The organism is Escherichia sp. MOD1-EC6475 (genome assembly GCF_003046645.1).
In the GTDB taxonomy this organism is placed as follows: Bacteria; Pseudomonadota; Gammaproteobacteria; order Enterobacterales; family Enterobacteriaceae; genus Escherichia; species Escherichia ruysiae.
The window spans coordinates 43,948-62,335 of record NZ_PZKQ01000028.1 but is presented as its reverse complement, the minus strand read 5'-3'; the positions used below and the strand labels follow the sequence as shown (position 1 = coordinate 62,335).

Here is an 18,388-nt window from a genome sequence, read left to right as displayed (position 1 = left end):
CAATGAAAAAATTAACCATTGGCTTAATTGGTAATCCAAATTCTGGCAAGACAACTTTATTTAACCAGCTCACCGGTGCACGCCAGCGTGTAGGGAACTGGGCTGGCGTTACCGTCGAACGTAAAGAGGGTCAGTTCTCCACCACCGATCATCAGGTCACTCTGGTTGACCTGCCTGGTACTTATTCTCTGACTACCATCTCATCGCAAACTTCTCTGGATGAGCAAATCGCTTGTCACTACATTCTGAGTGGCGACGCCGATCTGCTGATTAACGTGGTGGATGCGTCTAACCTTGAGCGTAACCTGTACCTGACACTGCAACTGCTGGAACTCGGCATTCCCTGCATCGTGGCGCTGAACATGCTCGACATTGCCGAGAAGCAAAATATTCGCATTGAAATTGATGCGCTGTCGGCGCGTCTTGGCTGCCCGGTGATCCCGCTGGTTTCCACGCGTGGTCGCGGTATTGAAGCTCTGAAACTGGCGATTGACCGCTATAAAGCCAACGAGAATGTAGAACTAGTGCATTACGCGCAGCCGCTAATCAATGAAGCCGATGCACTGGCGAAAGTGATGCCGTCGGACATCCCGCTGAAACATCGCCGCTGGCTGGGTCTGCAAATGTTGGAAGGCGATATCTACAGCCGCGCCTACGCCGGTGAAGCGTCGCAGCATCTGGATGCTGCCCTCGCCCGTCTGCGTAATGAGATGGACGATCCGGCGCTGCACATTGCCGATGCACGTTACCAGTGTATTGCTGCCATCTGCGATGTGGTAAGCAATACTCTGACGGCAGAACCCAGCCGTTTCACCACGGCAGTGGATAAAATTGTGCTTAACCGATTCCTCGGTCTGCCGATTTTCCTCTTTGTGATGTATCTGATGTTCCTGCTGGCTATCAACATCGGCGGGGCGCTACAGCCGCTGTTTGACGTCGGTTCCGTGGCACTCTTTGTGCATGGTATTCAGTGGATTGGCTACACGCTCCACTTCCCGGACTGGCTAACTATCTTCCTCGCCCAGGGCCTGGGTGGCGGTATTAACACCGTTCTGCCACTGGTGCCGCAGATCGGCATGATGTACCTGTTCCTCTCCTTCCTCGAGGACTCCGGGTATATGGCGCGTGCGGCATTTGTGATGGATCGTCTGATGCAGGCGTTAGGCTTGCCGGGTAAATCCTTTGTGCCGTTGATCGTCGGTTTTGGTTGTAACGTACCGTCGGTAATGGGCGCACGAACCCTTGATGCACCACGTGAACGCCTGATGACCATCATGATGGCACCGTTTATGTCCTGCGGTGCTCGTCTGGCAATCTTCGCAGTATTTGCTGCCGCGTTCTTCGGGCAGAATGGCGCACTGGCTGTGTTCTCGCTGTATGTCATCGGTATCGTGATGGCGGTGCTGACTGGCCTGATGCTCAAGTACACCATCATGCGCGGTGAAGCGACGCCGTTTGTCATGGAGCTGCCGGTCTACCATGTACCACACGTTAAAAGCCTGATTATCCAGACCTGGCAGCGTTTGAAAGGCTTCGTCCTGCGCGCCGGTAAAGTGATTATCATCGTTAGCATTTTCCTGAGCGCCTTCAACAGCTTCTCGCTGAGTGGGAAAATCGTCGATAACATCAACGACTCGGCGCTGGCCTCTGTCAGCCGTGTGATCACTCCAGTCTTCAAGCCGATTGGCGTGCATGAAGATAACTGGCAGGCAACGGTTGGACTGTTTACTGGCGCAATGGCGAAAGAAGTGGTGGTCGGTACGCTCAACACTCTCTATACCGCAGAAAACATTCAGGACGAAGAGTTCAATCCGGCGGAATTTAACCTTGGTGAAGAGCTGTTCAGCGCAGTAGATGAAACCTGGCAGAGCCTGAAAGACACCTTCAGTCTTAGCGTACTGATGAACCCAATTGAAGCCAGCAAAGGCGACGGCGAAATGGGTACTGGGGCAATGGGCGTGATGGATGAGAAATTCGGTAGCGCGGCGGCAGCTTACAGCTATCTGATATTCGTCCTGCTGTATGTACCGTGTATTTCGGTGATGGGTGCCATTGCCCGTGAATCAAGCCGTGGCTGGATGGGCTTCTCCATCCTGTGGGGGCTAAATATCGCTTACTCGCTGGCAACATTGTTCTATCAGGTCGCCAGCTACAGCCAGCACCCAACTTACAGCCTGGTGTGCATTCTGGCGGTTGTCCTGTTTAACATCGTGGTTATCGGTCTGCTGCGCCGCGCGCGTAGTCGGGTCGATATCGAACTACTGGCAAGCCGCAAAACGGTAAGCAGTTGCTGCGCAGCCAGCACCACTGGCGATTGCCACTAAGGACACGGCAATGGCTTCGCTCATTCAGGTGCGTGATTTGCTGGCGTTACGGGGTCGTATGGAAGCGACCCAGATCAGCCAGACGCTGAACACCCCGCAGCCGATGATTAACGCTATGCTGCAACAGCTGGAAAATATGGGCAAAGCGGTACGGATTCAGGAAGAACCTGATGGCTGCCTCTCTGGCAGTTGTAAAAGCTGCCCGGAAGGAAAAGCCTGTCTGCGTGAGTGGTGGATGTTGCGTTAACCTTGTTCCATCGTTCGTTTTGAAAAGCCCGGTATGCATTAGCTACCGGGCTTTTTTGCGTGCGGCTTTCCATAAAAATGCAACTCTTGCAGCATGGAGTAAGTTCCTCTGAAAGTGTCTCGCAGGGATGAAAACTTGCTGATGCACAGCCGTGGAGTGGCGCGTAAAGTCGCGGCATTCAAAAAAACAGGTGAAGGAACGCCATGAGCAAAAAACAGAGTTCCACCCCACACGATGCGCTGTTCAAACTCTTTTTACGCCAACCGGACACGGCACGCGATTTTCTTGCGTTCCATTTACCGGCCCCCATTCACGCGCTCTGTGATATGAAAACCCTCAAGCTGGAGTCGAGCAGCTTTATCGATGACGATCTGCGTGAAAGCTATTCCGACGTGCTGTGGTCGGTGAAAACGGAACAAGGGCCAGGATACATCTATTGCCTGATTGAACATCAAAGCACCTCAAACAAATTGATCGCATTTCGCATGATGCGTTATGCCATTGCCGCAATGCAAAACCACCTTGATGCAGGATACAAAACGTTGCCGATGGTCGTACCGTTGTTGTTTTACCACGGCATTGAAAGCCCCTATCCCTATTCGCTGTGTTGGCTGGATTGTTTCGCCGATCCCAAACTGGCAAGGCAGCTTTATGCCTCTGCATTTCCGCTGATTGATGTCACCGTCATGCCTGATGATGAAATCATGCAGCACCGACGCATGGCGCTGCTGGAGTTAATTCAAAAACATATTCGTCAACGCGACCTGATGGGGCTGGTAGAGCAAATGGCTTGCTTATTAAGTAGTGGGTACGCTAATGACAGACAAATCAAAGGGCTGTTTAATTACATACTACAAACTGGCGATGCGGTACGTTTTAACGATTTTATCGACGGCGTTGCCGAACGTTCACCGAAACACAAGGAGAGTTTAATGACTATTGCGGAAAGATTGCGGCAGGAAGGGTTTCAGAAAGGTATACGTACCAACGCCCTAAATATTGCCAAAACCATGCTGGATGCCGGAGTCTCTCTTGAGGACGTTCTGCGATTTACCAGCCTGACGGTTGAAGACCTTGCTGAAATAAATCATCAATAACGTAAAGGATGGTTTTAATGACAGATGCAGAAAGAGAATATCTTATTAGTCATCTGATTGGTTGTTTATTGGGTCGACGCCTGGAAGCCCTGGATACCGCCAAAAGAATGCTGCAATCCGGAGTCCTTCTTGCAGACATTATGCGCTTTACCGGGGTGTCAGAAGAAAAGTTGGCTGCGGCGAGCCAGTAAAGTTCTGTCTCGCCATTTCAAAAGCCACCTACACCCTCTGCTTCAACGCTACCAGCTGCTGACAAAACTCGTCTGGATGTGAAATAAACGGCGCATGGGCCGCTTTGGCGAAGATATATGATTCGCTGTGCGGCCAGAGTTCATCCAGCATCGGCACTACTTTGCGCGGCACCAGACCGTCGAGATAACCATACAATCGCAAAAACGGCATTGGTACGTTTTGCAGCGGCTGACGAAGATCGACCGTTTTCAGGATTTCCAGCCCACCATTGAGCACCTCAACCTCCGGCATCGGTAATGCCAGAACGGTTTTCTTCAGCGCCCGCGCATCCTGGCGCGCAGTTTCTGTCCCCATGGTTTGCAACGCCAGGAACCGCTCCACCGTACGCTGAAAATCTTCACTTAGCTGCTGCTGGAAACCCGCCAGCACGTCCGGTTTTATCCCCGGCCACCCATCGCGGGCACTAAAACAAGGTGACGACGCCACGGTGACCAGCGCCTGAACACGCTCGGGATAGGCTAATGCAATCTGACTTGCCACCAGCCCGCCCAGGCTCCAGCCTAACCAAATGGCTTTATCCGGTGCCTGTTGCAGCACGACATCAGCCATGTCAGCAAGCGACATCGCACCAAATCCCTGACTGCGTCCGAAGCCAGGCAGATCAACAAGATGTAACGTAAAATGCGAGCTAAGTTCCTCGTCAATGCAACGCCACACTTCGGCATTCAGTCCCCATCCGTGCAGCAGCACAAGATGAACATTCCCCTGACCTTGGGTCTGCCACCAGATGTTATTCATCCGCTATTGTTCTCTTTTCACTTACAAGGATGAACATATGCTAACAGTACCGGGATTATGCTGGCTATGCCGAATGCCGCTGGCGCTAGGTCATTGGGGGATTTGTTCGGTCTGCTCCCGCGCCGCACGTACAGATAAAATGCTATGCCCGCAATGTGGATTACCCTCTACACACTCACATCTTCCCTGTGGTCGCTGTCTGCAAAAACCGCCGCCGTGGCAAAGACTGCTCACTGTTGCCAACTATGCGCCGCCCTTAAGTCCGCTCATCCACCAGCTTAAGTTTTCCCGGCGCAGTGAAATCGCCAGTGCGCTAGCACGTTTGTTACTATTGGAAGTCTTACACGCCCGTCGCACCAGCGAATTACATCTGCCGGATCGTATCGTCAGTGTCCCGCTATGGCGGCATCGCCACTGGCGTCGGGGATTTAATCAGAGCGATTTGCTGTGTCAGCCGTTATCACGCTGGTTGCACTGCCAATGGGATAGCGAAGCCGTCACACGAACAAGAGCCACTGCAACCCAGCATTTTCTCAACGCCCGTCTGCGCAAGCGCAACCTGAAAAATGCCTTTCGCCTTGAATTGCCCGTGCAAGGTCTCCATATGGTGATTGTGGATGATGTCGTTACCACCGGAAGTACCGTCGCAGAGATTGCGCAGTTGCTTTTACGCAATGGTGCGGCGACTGTCCAGGTCTGGTGCCTTTGTCGAACCTTGTAGAGCCTCGATGATGGGCGTATTATAACCAACTAAAATAGTCAACTATTAGGCCATTACTATGATCCGTATTTCCGATGCTGCACAAGCGCACTTTGCCAAACTGCTGGCAAACCAGGAAGAAGGGACACAAATCCGCGTATTTGTGATTAACCCTGGCACACCTAACGCTGAATGCGGCGTTTCTTATTGTCCGCCGGACGCTGTGGAAGCCACCGACACCGCCCTGAAATTTGACCTGCTGACCGCGTATGTTGATGAGTTAAGCGCACCATACCTGGAAGATGCAGAGATCGACTTTGTTACCGACCAGTTGGGTTCCCAGCTAACGCTGAAAGCACCGAACGCCAAAATGCGTAAAGTGGCTGACGATGCGCCGCTAATGGAGCGCGTCGAGTATATGCTGCAATCGCAGATTAACCCGCAACTTGCCGGTCACGGTGGTCGCGTTTCGCTGATGGAAATCACCGAAGACGGTTACGCCATTCTGCAATTTGGTGGCGGCTGTAACGGCTGTTCCATGGTCGACGTAACGCTGAAAGAAGGGATCGAAAAGCAGCTGCTGAACGAATTCCCGGAGCTGAAAGGTGTGCGCGATCTCACCGAACATCAGCGCGGCGAACACTCTTACTACTAAGTTATCCCCTCTTTTGTAGATTGCCCGATGCGACGCTAAAGCGTCTTATCGGGCTTTCGTTGTTCTTATGGCGCTGCTTTACTCCGTCCCCCTTCGTTTCCCCACGATAATATGACCAACCTCTCATAATTTAAATTTACCCCGCTCTGGTGATTCTCAAGCGCATTATGTTACCCGTATCATTCTCATGGGCACCAAACACACTCATAACATCTGACTACACTAATACGTTTTAGGGGTCATCAGCCGTGGTGCCGTTATATCTCTGTTCCCAGTTGGGACAACCAGGATTTGTCGTCAGAAACCTGACGTTACCCATAACAAATTAAAGGCCAGGTAAATCATGCCATTAGTCATTGTTGCTATCGGTGTTATCTTGTTATTACTCCTGATGATCCGCTTCAAAATGAACGGCTTCATCGCTCTCGTCCTGGTGGCGCTTGCTGTTGGATTAATGCAAGGGATGCCGCTGGATAAAGTTATTGGCTCTATCAAAGCCGGTGTCGGCGGGACGCTCGGTAGCCTTGCCCTGATCATGGGGTTTGGCGCAATGCTGGGCAAAATGCTGGCAGACTGTGGCGGCGCGCAACGTATCGCCACCACGCTGATTGCCAAATTTGGTAAAAAACACATCCAGTGGGCAGTGGTATTGACCGGTTTTACCGTCGGTTTTGCCCTGTTCTATGAAGTAGGCTTCGTGCTGATGCTGCCGCTGGTATTCACCATCGCTGCTGCTGCCAATATCCCGCTGCTGTATGTTGGTGTACCAATGGCGGCTGCACTGTCTGTGACCCACGGCTTCCTGCCGCCGCATCCGGGCCCGACTGCGATTGCCACCATTTTCAATGCCGATATGGGTAAAACCCTGCTGTACGGTACTATTCTGGCGATCCCGACCGTGATTCTCGCGGGTCCGGTTTACGCTCGCGTGCTGAAAGGCATTGATAAGCCGATCCCGGAAGGTCTGTACAGTGCGAAAACCTTTAGCGAAGAAGAGATGCCGAGCTTTGGCGTCAGCGTCTGGACTTCTCTGGTGCCGGTTGTACTGATGGCGATGCGTGCCATCGCTGAAATGATCCTGCCGAAAGGTCACGCTTTCCTGCCGGTAGCAGAGTTCCTCGGTGACCCGGTGATGGCGACATTGATTGCCGTGCTGATTGCGATGTTCACCTTTGGTCTGAACCGTGGCCGTTCGATGGATCAGATTAACGACACGCTGGTTTCTTCCATCAAAATCATCGCGATGATGCTGCTAATCATCGGTGGTGGCGGTGCGTTCAAGCAGGTGCTGGTAGACAGCGGCGTGGACAAATACATTGCTTCCATGATGCACGAAACCAATATTTCTCCGCTGCTGATGGCGTGGTCTATTGCCGCTGTGCTGCGTATCGCGCTGGGTTCTGCAACCGTTGCGGCAATCACTGCGGGTGGTATCGCTGCGCCGCTGATTGCAACGACAGGTGTTAGCCCGGAGCTGATGGTTATTGCGGTTGGTTCCGGTAGTGTGATTTTCTCTCACGTGAACGATCCGGGCTTCTGGCTGTTCAAAGAGTACTTTAACCTGACTATCGGCGAGACCATCAAATCCTGGTCGATGCTGGAAACCATTATCTCAGTGTGCGGTCTGGTAGGCTGTCTGCTGCTGAATATGGTGATTTGATAATACTGATGGCCGGATGCATCGCATCCGGCATCAACCGCACTCTACTTCTTCTTCGCTGCCGCTCTGTGCCGCTTATAACAGATGCCTTCGCGTTTCGAAGACAATGGCTATATTTCTATAAAATATCTTGTATCCCATAAACTCCGGGGGATTTTCATTAAATTTTTTAATGGCTTTACTCTTTACAGAAGCCTTATCACCAAAGAAAACAAGGTCTTCAGTCTCATGATCGGATAATCCATTTTCATAGCCATCAAAGTACCATACATCGCAGCTTCGCCAGATATCTGTATCTACTTCATAGAGATACAATTCGATTTCTGTATCACCCCAAAAGCATTTATTTACTTCATCAAATTCATAGTCACCAATCGTATATTTTTCTTTTATCTTATCTTCAAGGTCTGCCTTGACTAACATGTCCATATCATTTTTCCTTGAAAAAAAGCCTGGTAACGTGTACCAGGCACTTCCTAAATTATTTCTTCGCTGCCGCTCTGCGCCGCCTGTCCAGATCCTTAATCAACTTGTTCACCTCATCATCAGCAAACATCGACTCAAGCGTTGCAGAAAGCTTACGTCGCCAGTTTTTATACTGGTAACTGGTGCCGGGGATATTCACCGGGTCCGCCATATCCAGCCAGTCTTCCGGCTGTAGCCCTAACAGGGCACTGTTGCTGTCGGCGATGTAACGCTGTAAGCCACGATTCAGCGTCGGCGTCATCGACATCAGTGATGCCTTATGCCCGGCACGTTTTGGCAGACAGCCATATTTATGCAGCGCATCCAGCAGCCCTTGCTTCGCCAGTTCGCGATCCTGATACAAACCGCGCAGCACCACTTCATCCGGGTACAGCCCCAGCGTTTTGCCCAGCGTTAAATCCCCGCTCTCCCAGTAACCACGCAGCGTAGGCAGATCGTGTGTTGCCGCGACCGCCATCGACTGCTCCGGATACGCTTTTGGTGCGCGGAACGTCTTCTCGTGATCGCTTTCGAAATAGAGCACTTTGTAGGAGTAAACCCCACTACTGCGCAGCTTACCGACAATCTCTACTGGCACCGTGCCAAGATCTTCGCCAATCACCATGCAGCGATGGCGTTTACTTTCCAGTGCCAGGATCGAGAGCAGATCATCCACCGGATAGTGAACATACGCCCCCTGATCCGCCGTTTCGCCATACGGTATCCACCACAAACGCAGCATCGACATCACATGGTCAATTCGCAGCGCACCGCAGTTTTGCATATTGGCGCGCAGCAGCTCGATAAACGGTTCATAGGCGCGCGCGGTGATAATATGCGGGTCCATCGGCGGCAATCCCCAGTTTTGCCCCAACGGGCCGAGGATATCCGGTGGCGCACCAACCGACGCCTTCAGACAATACAGTTCGCGATCGCACCAGGTTTCTGCGCCGCCTTCCGCCACGCCAACGGCCAGGTCACGATACAGCCCAACCGGCATATCATAGCCCTGGCAGATTTCCCAGCAGGCGGCAAACTGGCTGTAAGCCAGCCACTGCAACCAGAGATAAAAATCGACGTCATCACGATGTTCTTCGCAGAACTGACGCACTTCTGGTGAATCCACATTCTGGTACGCCTGCGGCCATGCTGGCCAACCCCAGCGCATTTCGTCCTCTTTCACTTGTTGTGCATGTAGCGCGTCAAACGCTGCCTGCCAGAACAAGCTATCGCCCTGCTCTGCAACAAACTGGCGAAACGCTGCCATCTGTTCATCATCACGTTGCGCGAAACCTTTCCACGCCATCCGCAATGCTGTCATTTTTAGGGCGGTAACCGTGGAGTAATCGACCCAGTCGGCATCCCGCGCCTGTTGCAGCGTCTGTTGTGTGGTCGGCATCTGCCACCAGACCTGTGCCTCTTCGCTAAGATGGAAATCTTCGACGGCGTTAACGTCGATATAAACCACATTCAGCCAGCGGCGAGAAGACGGGCTATACGGGCTGGCGCTTTCCGGGTTTGCCGGATAGAGCGCATGAATCGGGTTCAAACCGATGAACGACCCGCCACGTTTTGCCACATCCACCAGCATCGCTTTGAGATCGCCAAAATCACCAATGCCCCAGTTTTTTTCCGAGCGCAGCGTATAAAGCTGAACGCAGGCCCCCCACAGCTTTTGTTTATTCAGCAACGCCTGCGGTTCGTAACAACGTTTCGGGGCGACAATCACCCGGCAATGCACGCGCTGTTCGTCCTGGGTAAGCGTCAGCGTGTGATAACCTTCCGGCAGCTTCGTCGGTAGATTGAACGCTTTACCACCGCTCACGTGCCCTTTGTACTGAGTACCTTCTTCGGTGGTCAGCAGCCAGCTATATTCGCCGCTGCCCTCCACCACCATCGGCATTTTTTTGCCGCTGGTATAAACCATGACATTCGGGACTGGCGTTACCGCCACTTTCGTGGCGGTACGTTGATGCATCGCGTCAAGCAAACGCCGTTTGGTTTCGGCGCTAATCGACTGCGGTTTACCGTGGGCATTGATGTAATTGGGGCTGATCCCCGCCGCCAGCGCGGCATTATCCAGACGTTTGCTTTCCATCGAGCTTCCTTAGCGTTTTGCCTGCCAGATACGAGCCTGATAATCGCGAATAGAGCGATCCGAGCTAAACATACCGCAGCGGGCGGTATTGAGGATCGCCGCGCGAGTCCAGGCCTCCTGGTCGCGGTACAGCACATCCACCTGCTTTTGTGCCTCTACATAGGCTGCGAAATCCGCCATCACCAGATACGGATCGCCGCCTTGTTTGCCGATACTGTGCAGCATCTGGTCGAAGGCATGTTTATCACCGTCGCTGTATTTACCGCTTTCCAGCTCTTTCAACACGGCGTCCAGAACCTTATCTTTCTTCCGCCATTTCACCGGGTCGTAGCCTTTGGCCAGAATTGCCTTCACTTGTTCCACGGTATGACCAAAAATAAAGATGTTTTCTTCACCGACTTTTTCGGCAATTTCAACGTTCGCGCCATCCAGCGTACCCACGGTTAACGCGCCGTTGAGCGCCAGTTTCATGTTGCCAGTACCAGAAGCCTCTTTCCCTGCAGTGGAGATCTGCTCGGAGATATCCGCCGCCGGGATCAGTTTTTCCGCCGCCGAAACGCAATAATCCGGCAGGAACACCACCTTCAGTTTGTCGCCAACTTGCGGATCGTTGTTGATCACGTCAGCCACTTTATTGATCGCAAAGATAATATTTTTCGCCAGGTAGTAGCCAGGCGCCGCTTTCGCGCCGAACAGGAATGCGCGCGGTACGCGGTCGGCCTGCGGGTTCTCGCGAATTTCTTTATACAGCGCCAGAATATGCAGCAGATTCAGGTGCTGGCGTTTGTACTCATGCAGACGTTTGATCTGAATATCGAAAATCGCCTGCGGATTGATCTCAATACCGGTACGGGCTTTCACAAACTCTGCCAGACGGACTTTATTCGCCTGTTTGATCTCGCGATATTGCTGACGGAATTTCGCGTCATCGGCGAATTTTTCCAGATGGATCAGTTGATCCAGATCGTTAACCCACTCTTTCTTCAGTGATTTATCCAGCAGCGCCGCCAGTGCCGGGTTGCACTGTTTGATCCAGCGACGTGGGGTAATGCCGTTAGTGACGTTATGGAATTTGTTCGGCCACAGCTGGTGATATTCCGGGAACAAGTCTTTCACCACCAGATCCGAGTGCAACGCCGCCACACCGTTCACCGCAAAGCCGCTTACCACACACATATTGGCCATGCGAACCTGTTTGTCATGCACCACCGCCAGCTTTGCCCACACCGCTTTATCACCCGGCCAGGTTTTTTCCACCAGTTTCTTAAAACGGTTGTTGATTTCATTGATTATCTGCATATGGCGCGGCAGCAGGGCTTTTACCAGTTTCTCATCCCAGCACTCCAGAGCTTCTGGCATCAAAGTATGGTTGGTGTAAGCGAAAGTTTTGCTGGTGATTGCCCAGGCGTCATCCCAGCTCATCTGGTGCTCATCGATCAGCACGCGCAGCAGTTCTGGAATAGCGATAGTCGGGTGGGTATCGTTCAGTTGAATGACTTCGTAATCTGCCAGTTCGTGCAGTTTACGCCCCGCCAGATGATGGCGACGCAGAATATCCGCCACCGAACAGGCACACTGGAAGTATTGCTGCATCAGGCGCAGCTTTTTACCCGCAGTGTGGTTGTCGTTTGGATAGAGAACTTTGGTCAGTTTTTCAGCATTGATGCCTTGTTGTTCGGCACGCAGGAAGTCACCGTCATTAAATTTGGTTAGATTGAACGGATGAGCATGAGTCGCCTGCCATAAACGCAGCGGTTGTGCCACACCGTTGTGGTAGCCCAACACTGGAAGATCCCACGCTTGCCCGGTAATGGTAAATTCCGGTTCCCAGCGCCCCTCTTTCGTCACTTTGCCGCCGATGCCCACCTGCACATCCAGAGCTTCGTTATGGCTAAACCACGGGTAGTTGCCGCGATGCCAGTCGTCTGGCGCTTCAGACTGTTTACCATCGACAAAGGATTGACGGAACAAACCATACTGATAGTTAAGACCATAGCCAGTGGCAGACTGCCCGACAGTCGCCATTGAGTCGAGGAAACACGCAGCCAGACGCCCCAGGCCACCGTTACCCAGCGCCGGATCAATCTCTTCTTCCAACAGGTCAGTCAGGTTGATGTCATAAGACTTCAGTGAATCCTGAACAGCCTGATACCAGCCGAGGTTTAACAGGTTGTTGCCCGTCAGACGCCCAATCAAAAACTCCATTGAGATGTAGTTAACATGGCGCTGATTCGCCGCCGGTTTAACGAAAGGCTGGGCTCGCAGCATTTCCGCCAGGGCTTCACTTACTGCCAACCACCACTGGCGAGGGGTCATCTCAGCCGCAGAAGTTAAACCATAACGCTGCCACTGGCGTGACAGGGCTTCCTGAAATTGCTTTTCATTAAAAATGGGTTGTGACATAGGAGTTCCAGTTTTCTTAGATATTAAACACAACGTTATCGTTAGTTTGCCAGGCTCCATGTTGACCTTCCTCATCCTACGGGGGATTAGGCGGGGAGGAGTGACGGGGATGAGCAAGAAAATGTGATCACGACCACTTAAAGGTAGTGCAATCAACTGCAAAAGCATCAGCTCAATGCCAGAGAGCGCAGAAAACCTGCTATTAACAGTAAGAAATGGTCGTTGCGTATTATCAAAAAGCGGAAAGCAACTCTATAAATTAAGTAAAGCGGCGAAATAGTTTCAGTAATGAAATATCCATTGAGGGTCATCTCACTGTTAATAGATTTATTAAGATCAACTTTTTAGATAGACCTTTCATCAGGAATTAAGGCGGTATCGTTGCTTTAATAAGGCTTTTGAACTGAAAGAAAACACCCTAAAATCCAGTATCCACGCTGCATTTGCCTTGTTTTAAGATGAAGTATTAATAAAGATTTGGAATTGTGACAGAGTGCAAATTCAGACACATAAAAAATCGTCATCGCTTGCATTGCACAGGTTTCTGACCGAACTTATAACTATTAATTACGAAGCGCAAAAAAAATAATATTTCCTCAATTTCCACAGTGAAGTGATTAACTATGCTGATTCCGTCAAAATTAAGTCGTCCGGTTCGACTCGACCATACTGTGGTTCGTGAGCGCCTGTTGGCTAAACTTTCCGGCGCGAACAACTTCAGGCTGGTGCTAATCACAAGTCCTGCGGGTTACGGGAAGACAACGCTCATATCCCAATGGGCGGCAGGAAAAAACGATTTGGGCTGGTACTCGCTTGATGAAGGCGATAACCAGCAAGAACGTTTCGCCAGCTATCTGATCGCCGCCGTGCAACAGGCAACCAGCGGGCACTGCGCCATCAGTGAAACAATGACGCAAAAACGGCAATATGCCAGTCTGACGTCACTGTTTGCCCAGCTTTTCATCGAACTGGCGGAATGGCATAGCCCACTTTACCTGGTGATCGACGATTACCATTTGATCACCAATCCGGTGATCCACGAATCAATGCGCTTCTTCATTCGCCATCAACCAGAAAATCTCACTCTGGTGGTGCTGTCACGCAACCTTCCGCAGTTGGGCATTGCCAATCTGCGCGTGCGTGACCAACTATTGGAAATTGGCAGCCAGCAACTGACATTTACCCATCAGGAAGCGAAGCAGTTTTTTGATTGCCGTCTGTCATCGCCGATTGAAGCCGCAGAAAGCAGTCGGATTTGCGATGACGTGTCCGGCTGGGCGACGGCGTTGCAGCTAATCGCGCTTTCAGCAAGGCAAAATACCCACTCGGCGCATAAATCAGCGCGTCGTCTGGCGGGCATCAATGCCAGTCATCTTTCTGATTATCTGGTCGATGAAGTGTTAGATAACGTTGATCTGACCACTCGTCATTTCCTGCTAAAAAGCGCCATTTTGCGCTCGATGAATGATGCGCTAATCACCCGCGTGACCGGCGAAGAAAACGGGCAAATGCGTCTTGAGGAGATTGAGCGTCAGGGGCTGTTTTTGCAACGGATGGATGATACTGGCGAGTGGTTCTGCTATCACCCGCTGTTTGGCAACTTCCTGCGCCAACGCTGCCAGTGGGAACTGGCGGCGGAACTGCCGGAAATCCACCGTGCCGCCGCAGAAAGCTGGATGGAGCAAGGTTTTCCCAGCGAAGCCATTCATCATGCGCTGGCGGCAGGCGACGCTTTGATGCTGCGCGATATTCTGCTGAATCACGCCTGGAGTTTGTTCAACCACAGCGAACTGTCGCTACTGGAAGAGTCGCTTAAGGCCCTGCCGTGGGACAGCCTGCTGGAAAATCCGCAGTTGGTGTTATTGCAGGCGTGGCTGATGCAAAGCCAACATCGCTACGGCGAAGTAAATACCCTGCTGGCACGAGCCGAACACGAGATCCAGGGCATCAGGGAAGGCACCATGCACGCAGAATTTAACGCTCTGCGCGCCCAGGTAGCCATTAACGACGGTAATCCGGAAGAAGCCGAACGACTGGCAAAACAGGCACTGGAAGAACTGCCTCCGGGCTGGTTCTACAGTCGCATTGTCGCGACCTCTGTACTTGGCGAAGTGTTGCACTGTAAAGGTGAACTAACCCGCTCGCTGGCACTTATGCAGCAAACCGAGCAAATGGCGCGCCAGCATGATGTCTGGCACTACGCCTTGTGGAGTTTAATCCAGCAAAGTGAAATTCTGTTTGCCCAGGGGTTCCTGCAAACTGCGTGGGAAACGCAGGAAAAAGCGTTCCAGTTGATTAACGAACAGCATCTGGAACAGTTGCCGATGCATGAGTTTCTGGTACGCATCCGTGCGCAACTGTTATGGGCATGGGCACGGCTGGATGAAGCCGAAGCCTCGGCGCGTAGCGGGATCGAAGTTTTATCTTCTTATCAGCCCCAGCAACAGCTTCAGTGCCTGGCAATGTTAATTCAATGCTCGCTGGCTCGTGGCGATCTGGATAACGCCCGCAGCCAACTTAACCGCCTGGAAAACCTGCTGGGGAATGGCAAATATCACAGCGACTGGATCTCTAACGCCAACAAAGTTCGCGTGATTTACTGGCAAATGACTGGCGACAAAGCCGCCGCTGCCAACTGGTTGCGTCACACGGCCAAACCGGAGTTTGCGAACAACCACTTCCTGCAAGGCCAATGGCGCAACATTGCCCGTGCACAAATTTTGCTGGGCGAGTTTGAGCCTGCGGAAATTGTCCTCGAAGAACTCAACGAAAATGCCCGCAGTCTGCGGTTAATGAGCGACCTGAACCGCAACCTGCTGTTGCTCAATCAGTTGTACTGGCAGGCCGGACGTAAAAGCGACGCTCAGCGCGTGCTGCTGGACGCATTAAAACTGGCGAATCGCACCGGATTTATCAGTCATTTTGTCATCGAAGGCGAAGCGATGGCGCAGCAGTTACGCCAGCTGATTCAGCTCAATACGCTGCCGGAACTGGAACAGCACCGCGCGCAGCGTATCCTGCGGGAAATCAATCAACATCACCGACACAAGTTCGCTCACTTTGACGAGAGCTTTGTCGAACGTCTGCTAAATCATCCGGAAGTGCCGGAACTGATCCGCACCAGCCCATTGACCCAACGCGAATGGCAGGTGCTGGGGCTGATTTACTCCGGTTACAGTAACGAACAAATTGCGGGCGAACTGGAAGTAGCAGCGACCACCATCAAAACACATATCCGCAATCTGTATCAAAAACTCGGCGTTGCCCACCGTCAGGCTGCGGTACAGCACGCGCAGAAACTGCTGAAAATGATGGGATATGGGGTGTGAGTCTGGTCGGGTAACACACCTGATCCGACTTGCTTCTCTGCATCATTCAACGCTAACCCGCGTTACGCCATCTGTTTCAGCCAGAATAAACCGCACTGGCAAGAAACGCTCTACCACCGCGATATTGGTCAGCAGATGGCATGAGGGATGAGCAACCGTAAATTCCCCCGCGCCTGCCAGCGCCATCGGCAACACTAACTGGTCTGCGAGATATTCCCCTACCGCAGCCGAACTTGCCAGGTAGCGTTTAACCTCTTTCACCAGTTGGGCGGCAACCACTTCGGCACTAACGCGCTTTTCACCAACAGCAAAAAAACGCTCGGTGATGTGTTCGCTGACGATTTCAAGCGAAGCGGTATTTCCTGGCCCCTGCTCGCGCGGCAGACTTTGAATATTCTGCTCATTCAGGGAAAAGCTGGCAGCCAGCACGGACATCTCTCTTTCGCCAACATGATGAGGCACTCCAGCCAGTAACACTTCACCGCACAGTCGCACAATGTTGCCCCGCTCATTCAACGCTAATGCGTTAAGTGATGCCACAGGCGAGACTTCTGTTGTCACCACACCGCCGCCAGCAGGGTAAAAACCGTGGCGCAACAGCGTTGTTTGCTGCTGAATCCCCATCCGCGCCAGCAACGGTTCCAGCACACGGCAGATAAAATCGGTGGGCGGTGCAGACGGGTTATCGGTGCCACCGCTGACTTCAACACGCGAAGACCCGTCGGCAAACCACAGCGCGGGCAATACCGTTTGCAGCACCAACATGCAGCTACCTGCGCTACCGATGGCGAAGCGGTAATCGCCGCCGCGCACGATGCCAGGCCGGAAGACCAGGCGCTGCGACCCCAACTCCGCGCCCTCCACCGTCGCTCCGCAAATTTCCGTCGCTGCCTTTACCGCCGTCAGATGCTGGCGCAACAGCCCTGGTTTCGCCCGTCCGGCACGAATGCCGGTGATGGTGAACGGTTTACCGGTTATCATCGACAGACTCAGCGCCGAGCGCAGGATCTGCCCGCCGCCTTCGCCCTGTGCGCCATCCAGCGCAATCATCCTTTTCATTATTTATCCTTTTACGCACACTACCTGACGCAGGGTGTAGATAACTTCCACCAGATCGCTTTGCGCCGCCATCACCGCATCAATATCTTTATACGCCATCGGGATTTCGTCGATCACTTCGGCATCTTTACGGCATTCCACATGCGCGGTGGCACGAATCTGATCTTCCACGCTAAACAGTTTTTTTGCTTTGGTACGGCTCATCACGCGTCCGGCACCGTGGCTGCATGAACAGAAAGATTCTTCATTTCCCAGCCCACGGACGATAAAGCTTTTCGCCCCCATCGACCCGGGAATAATTCCATATTGACCAGCGCGCGCAGACACCGCGCCTTTACGCGTCACATAGATCTCTTCGCCAAAGTGCTGTTCTTTTTGCACATAGTTGTGGTGGCAGTTGATCTCTTCCATCGCCAGCGTTTGCGGCAGTCTTACCGTTTTCTGCGTAATACTCTGCAACGCCGTTACCACGTTTTCCATCATCGCATCGCGGTTAAGGCTGGCAAAAAGCTGCGCCCAGGCCACGGCTTTCAGGTAATCATCAAAATATTCCGTACCTTCCATAAAGTACGCCAGATCACGCGACGGCAACGTCTCAAGCTGTTCCTGCATCTCTTTTTGCGCCAGATCGATAAAGTAAGTTCCGATGGCGTTACCGATTCCGCGTGAACCGGAGTGCAACATAATCCACACCTGATCCGACTCATCAAGGCAGATTTCAATAAAGTGGTTACCCGTTCCCAGCGTTCCCAGGTGTTTGTAATTATTGGTGTTCAGGAAACGCGGATATTTTTGCGTTAACCACTGATAACCTGCTTCAAGCTCGGCCCATTTAGCATCGACGTTAACAGGCGGATTTTCCCATGCGCCTTTATCACGACGGCTACGATTATTGGAACGCCCGTGCGGCACGGCAGTTTCAATCGCCTGACGTAGCTCCGCCAGGTTTTCAGGCAGGTCCGCCGCCGTTAAGGCGGTACGCAGCGCGTTCATCCCACAGCCGATATCCACACCTACCGCCGCCGGAATAATCGCCCCTTTGGTTGGGATCACGCTACCAATAGTAGAACCTTTACCCAGGTGCACGTCGGGCATTACCGCAATATGTTTGAAAATGAACGGCATCTTCGCCGTATTAATAAGTTGCTGACGTGCATCGGCTTCTACCGGCACGCCTTTGGTCCACATTTTTACTGGGGCATTTTCAGTGGTCAGTAATTCATAATTCATTTTGCTTTTCTCTTTTCGTTGATATGTCCTGATAATTGCAACCGTCGTGCCAAAAAATTAAATCAGCAAATTAATTTTATAATTGATTGTTTTTATTTAATTAAAAGCACAAAGTCCGTAAACGGAGATTT

At 52.1% G+C, this 18,388-nt stretch carries 14 protein-coding genes; 8 read left to right on the top strand and 6 right to left on the bottom strand.

Annotated elements, in window-relative coordinates; all coding sequences use genetic code 11:
- The first annotated feature begins 2 nt into the window (after nt 1–2).
- From feoB to A7589_RS22945, 4 genes are all read left to right on the top strand, one after another.
- Nucleotides 3–2,324, top strand: coding sequence for a Fe(2+) transporter permease subunit FeoB (gene feoB, locus A7589_RS10155; protein ID WP_021550078.1), 2,322 nt, complete (start codon nt 3–5; stop codon nt 2,322–2,324).
- A 10-nt stretch (nt 2,325–2,334) separates the two neighbouring features.
- Nucleotides 2,335–2,571 carry a [Fe-S]-dependent transcriptional repressor FeoC gene (gene feoC / locus A7589_RS10150; protein WP_000157593.1) on the top strand — a complete coding sequence of 79 codons (237 nt, stop codon included), beginning with the start codon at nt 2,335–2,337 and terminating at the stop codon, nt 2,569–2,571.
- Nucleotides 2,572–2,774: 203 nt separating this feature from the next.
- Complete coding sequence (rpnA, locus tag A7589_RS10145) at nt 2,775–3,668, top strand: recombination-promoting nuclease RpnA (RefSeq protein WP_000039065.1); 894 nt, start codon at nt 2,775–2,777, stop codon at nt 3,666–3,668.
- 17 nt (nt 3,669–3,685) lie between these two features.
- Entirely contained in the window at nt 3,686–3,859 is a 174-nt protein-coding gene (locus A7589_RS22945; protein ID WP_165797960.1) for an Rpn/YhgA-type helix-turn-helix domain-containing protein, read from the top strand.
- A 28-nt stretch (nt 3,860–3,887) separates the two neighbouring features.
- On the opposite strand, the gene bioH is transcribed toward A7589_RS22945, so the two are convergent.
- On the bottom strand, nt 3,888–4,658 hold the full coding sequence (gene bioH / locus A7589_RS10140) for a pimeloyl-ACP methyl ester esterase BioH (protein WP_001060106.1): 771 nt from the start codon (nt 4,656–4,658) through the stop codon (nt 3,888–3,890).
- Between the two features lie 37 nt (nt 4,659–4,695).
- Here bioH and gntX point away from each other — a divergent pair, with 37 nt between their 5' ends.
- From gntX to gntT, 3 genes are all read left to right on the top strand, one after another.
- Nucleotides 4,696–5,379 carry a DNA utilization protein GntX gene (gene gntX / locus A7589_RS10135; protein WP_010352788.1) on the top strand — a complete coding sequence of 228 codons (684 nt, stop codon included), beginning with the start codon at nt 4,696–4,698 and terminating at the stop codon, nt 5,377–5,379.
- A gap of 58 nt (nt 5,380–5,437) precedes the next feature.
- Nucleotides 5,438–6,013, top strand: a complete 576-nt coding sequence (nfuA, locus tag A7589_RS10130) for a Fe-S biogenesis protein NfuA (RefSeq protein ID WP_000619389.1) — start codon at nt 5,438–5,440, stop codon at nt 6,011–6,013.
- Between the two features lie 343 nt (nt 6,014–6,356).
- Nucleotides 6,357–7,673: a gluconate transporter gene (gntT, locus tag A7589_RS10125; protein ID WP_001131743.1), complete on the top strand. Its 1,317-nt coding sequence runs from the start codon at nt 6,357–6,359 to the stop codon at nt 7,671–7,673.
- Between the two features lie 75 nt (nt 7,674–7,748).
- Here the strand turns inward: gntT and A7589_RS10120 are convergent, their stop codons facing one another.
- The 3 genes from A7589_RS10120 to malP are packed head-to-tail and all read right to left on the bottom strand — an operon-like array spanning nt 7,749 to nt 12,639.
- Nucleotides 7,749–8,102, bottom strand: coding sequence for a hypothetical protein (locus A7589_RS10120; protein ID WP_000367402.1), 354 nt, complete (start codon nt 8,100–8,102; stop codon nt 7,749–7,751).
- A 52-nt stretch (nt 8,103–8,154) separates the two neighbouring features.
- On the bottom strand, nt 8,155–10,236 hold the full coding sequence (gene malQ / locus A7589_RS10115) for a 4-alpha-glucanotransferase (protein WP_105282535.1): 2,082 nt from the start codon (nt 10,234–10,236) through the stop codon (nt 8,155–8,157).
- A gap of 9 nt (nt 10,237–10,245) precedes the next feature.
- The gene (gene malP, locus A7589_RS10110; protein ID WP_000081936.1) at nt 10,246–12,639 is read right to left on the bottom strand and encodes a maltodextrin phosphorylase; all 2,394 of its coding nucleotides are present in this window, start codon (nt 12,637–12,639) and stop codon (nt 10,246–10,248) included.
- A 623-nt stretch (nt 12,640–13,262) separates the two neighbouring features.
- Between malP and malT the strand changes: the two genes are divergently transcribed.
- The gene (gene malT / locus A7589_RS10105) at nt 13,263–15,968 is read left to right on the top strand and encodes an HTH-type transcriptional regulator MalT (protein WP_000907057.1); all 2,706 of its coding nucleotides are present in this window, start codon (nt 13,263–13,265) and stop codon (nt 15,966–15,968) included.
- A 42-nt stretch (nt 15,969–16,010) separates the two neighbouring features.
- Here the strand turns inward: malT and rtcA are convergent, their stop codons facing one another.
- Together rtcA and rtcB are read right to left on the bottom strand one after the other, a co-directional pair.
- On the bottom strand, nt 16,011–17,027 hold the full coding sequence (gene rtcA / locus A7589_RS10100) for an RNA 3'-terminal phosphate cyclase (RefSeq protein ID WP_000827113.1): 1,017 nt from the start codon (nt 17,025–17,027) through the stop codon (nt 16,011–16,013).
- 3 nt (nt 17,028–17,030) lie between these two features.
- Nucleotides 17,031–18,257: an RNA-splicing ligase RtcB gene (gene rtcB / locus A7589_RS10095; protein WP_001105450.1), complete on the bottom strand. Its 1,227-nt coding sequence runs from the start codon at nt 18,255–18,257 to the stop codon at nt 17,031–17,033.
- Between the last annotated feature and the right edge of the window lie 131 nt (nt 18,258–18,388).

Bases quoted from the DNA above. Each gene is read 5' to 3' on its own strand.
- rpnA (WP_000039065.1), top strand. From the start codon at position 2,775: ATGAGCAAAAAACAGAGTTCCACCCCACACGATGCGCTGTTCAAACTC.
- nfuA (WP_000619389.1), top strand. From the start codon at position 5,438: ATGATCCGTATTTCCGATGCTGCACAAGCGCACTTTGCCAAACTGCTG.
- rtcA (WP_000827113.1), bottom strand. From the start codon at position 17,027: ATGAAAAGGATGATTGCGCTGGATGGCGCACAGGGCGAAGGCGGCGGG.
- gntX (WP_010352788.1), top strand. From the start codon at position 4,696: ATGCTAACAGTACCGGGATTATGCTGGCTATGCCGAATGCCGCTGGCG.
- malQ (WP_105282535.1), bottom strand. From the start codon at position 10,236: ATGGAAAGCAAACGTCTGGATAATGCCGCGCTGGCGGCGGGGATCAGC.
- bioH (WP_001060106.1), bottom strand. From the start codon at position 4,658: ATGAATAACATCTGGTGGCAGACCCAAGGTCAGGGGAATGTTCATCTT.
- malP (WP_000081936.1), bottom strand. From the start codon at position 12,639: ATGTCACAACCCATTTTTAATGAAAAGCAATTTCAGGAAGCCCTGTCA.
- feoB (WP_021550078.1), top strand. From the start codon at position 3: ATGAAAAAATTAACCATTGGCTTAATTGGTAATCCAAATTCTGGCAAG.
- rtcB (WP_001105450.1), bottom strand. From the start codon at position 18,257: ATGAATTATGAATTACTGACCACTGAAAATGCCCCAGTAAAAATGTGG.
- gntT (WP_001131743.1), top strand. From the start codon at position 6,357: ATGCCATTAGTCATTGTTGCTATCGGTGTTATCTTGTTATTACTCCTG.
- malT (WP_000907057.1), top strand. From the start codon at position 13,263: ATGCTGATTCCGTCAAAATTAAGTCGTCCGGTTCGACTCGACCATACT.
- feoC (WP_000157593.1), top strand. From the start codon at position 2,335: ATGGCTTCGCTCATTCAGGTGCGTGATTTGCTGGCGTTACGGGGTCGT.
- A7589_RS10120 (WP_000367402.1), bottom strand. From the start codon at position 8,102: ATGGACATGTTAGTCAAGGCAGACCTTGAAGATAAGATAAAAGAAAAA.
- A7589_RS22945 (WP_165797960.1), top strand. From the start codon at position 3,686: ATGACAGATGCAGAAAGAGAATATCTTATTAGTCATCTGATTGGTTGT.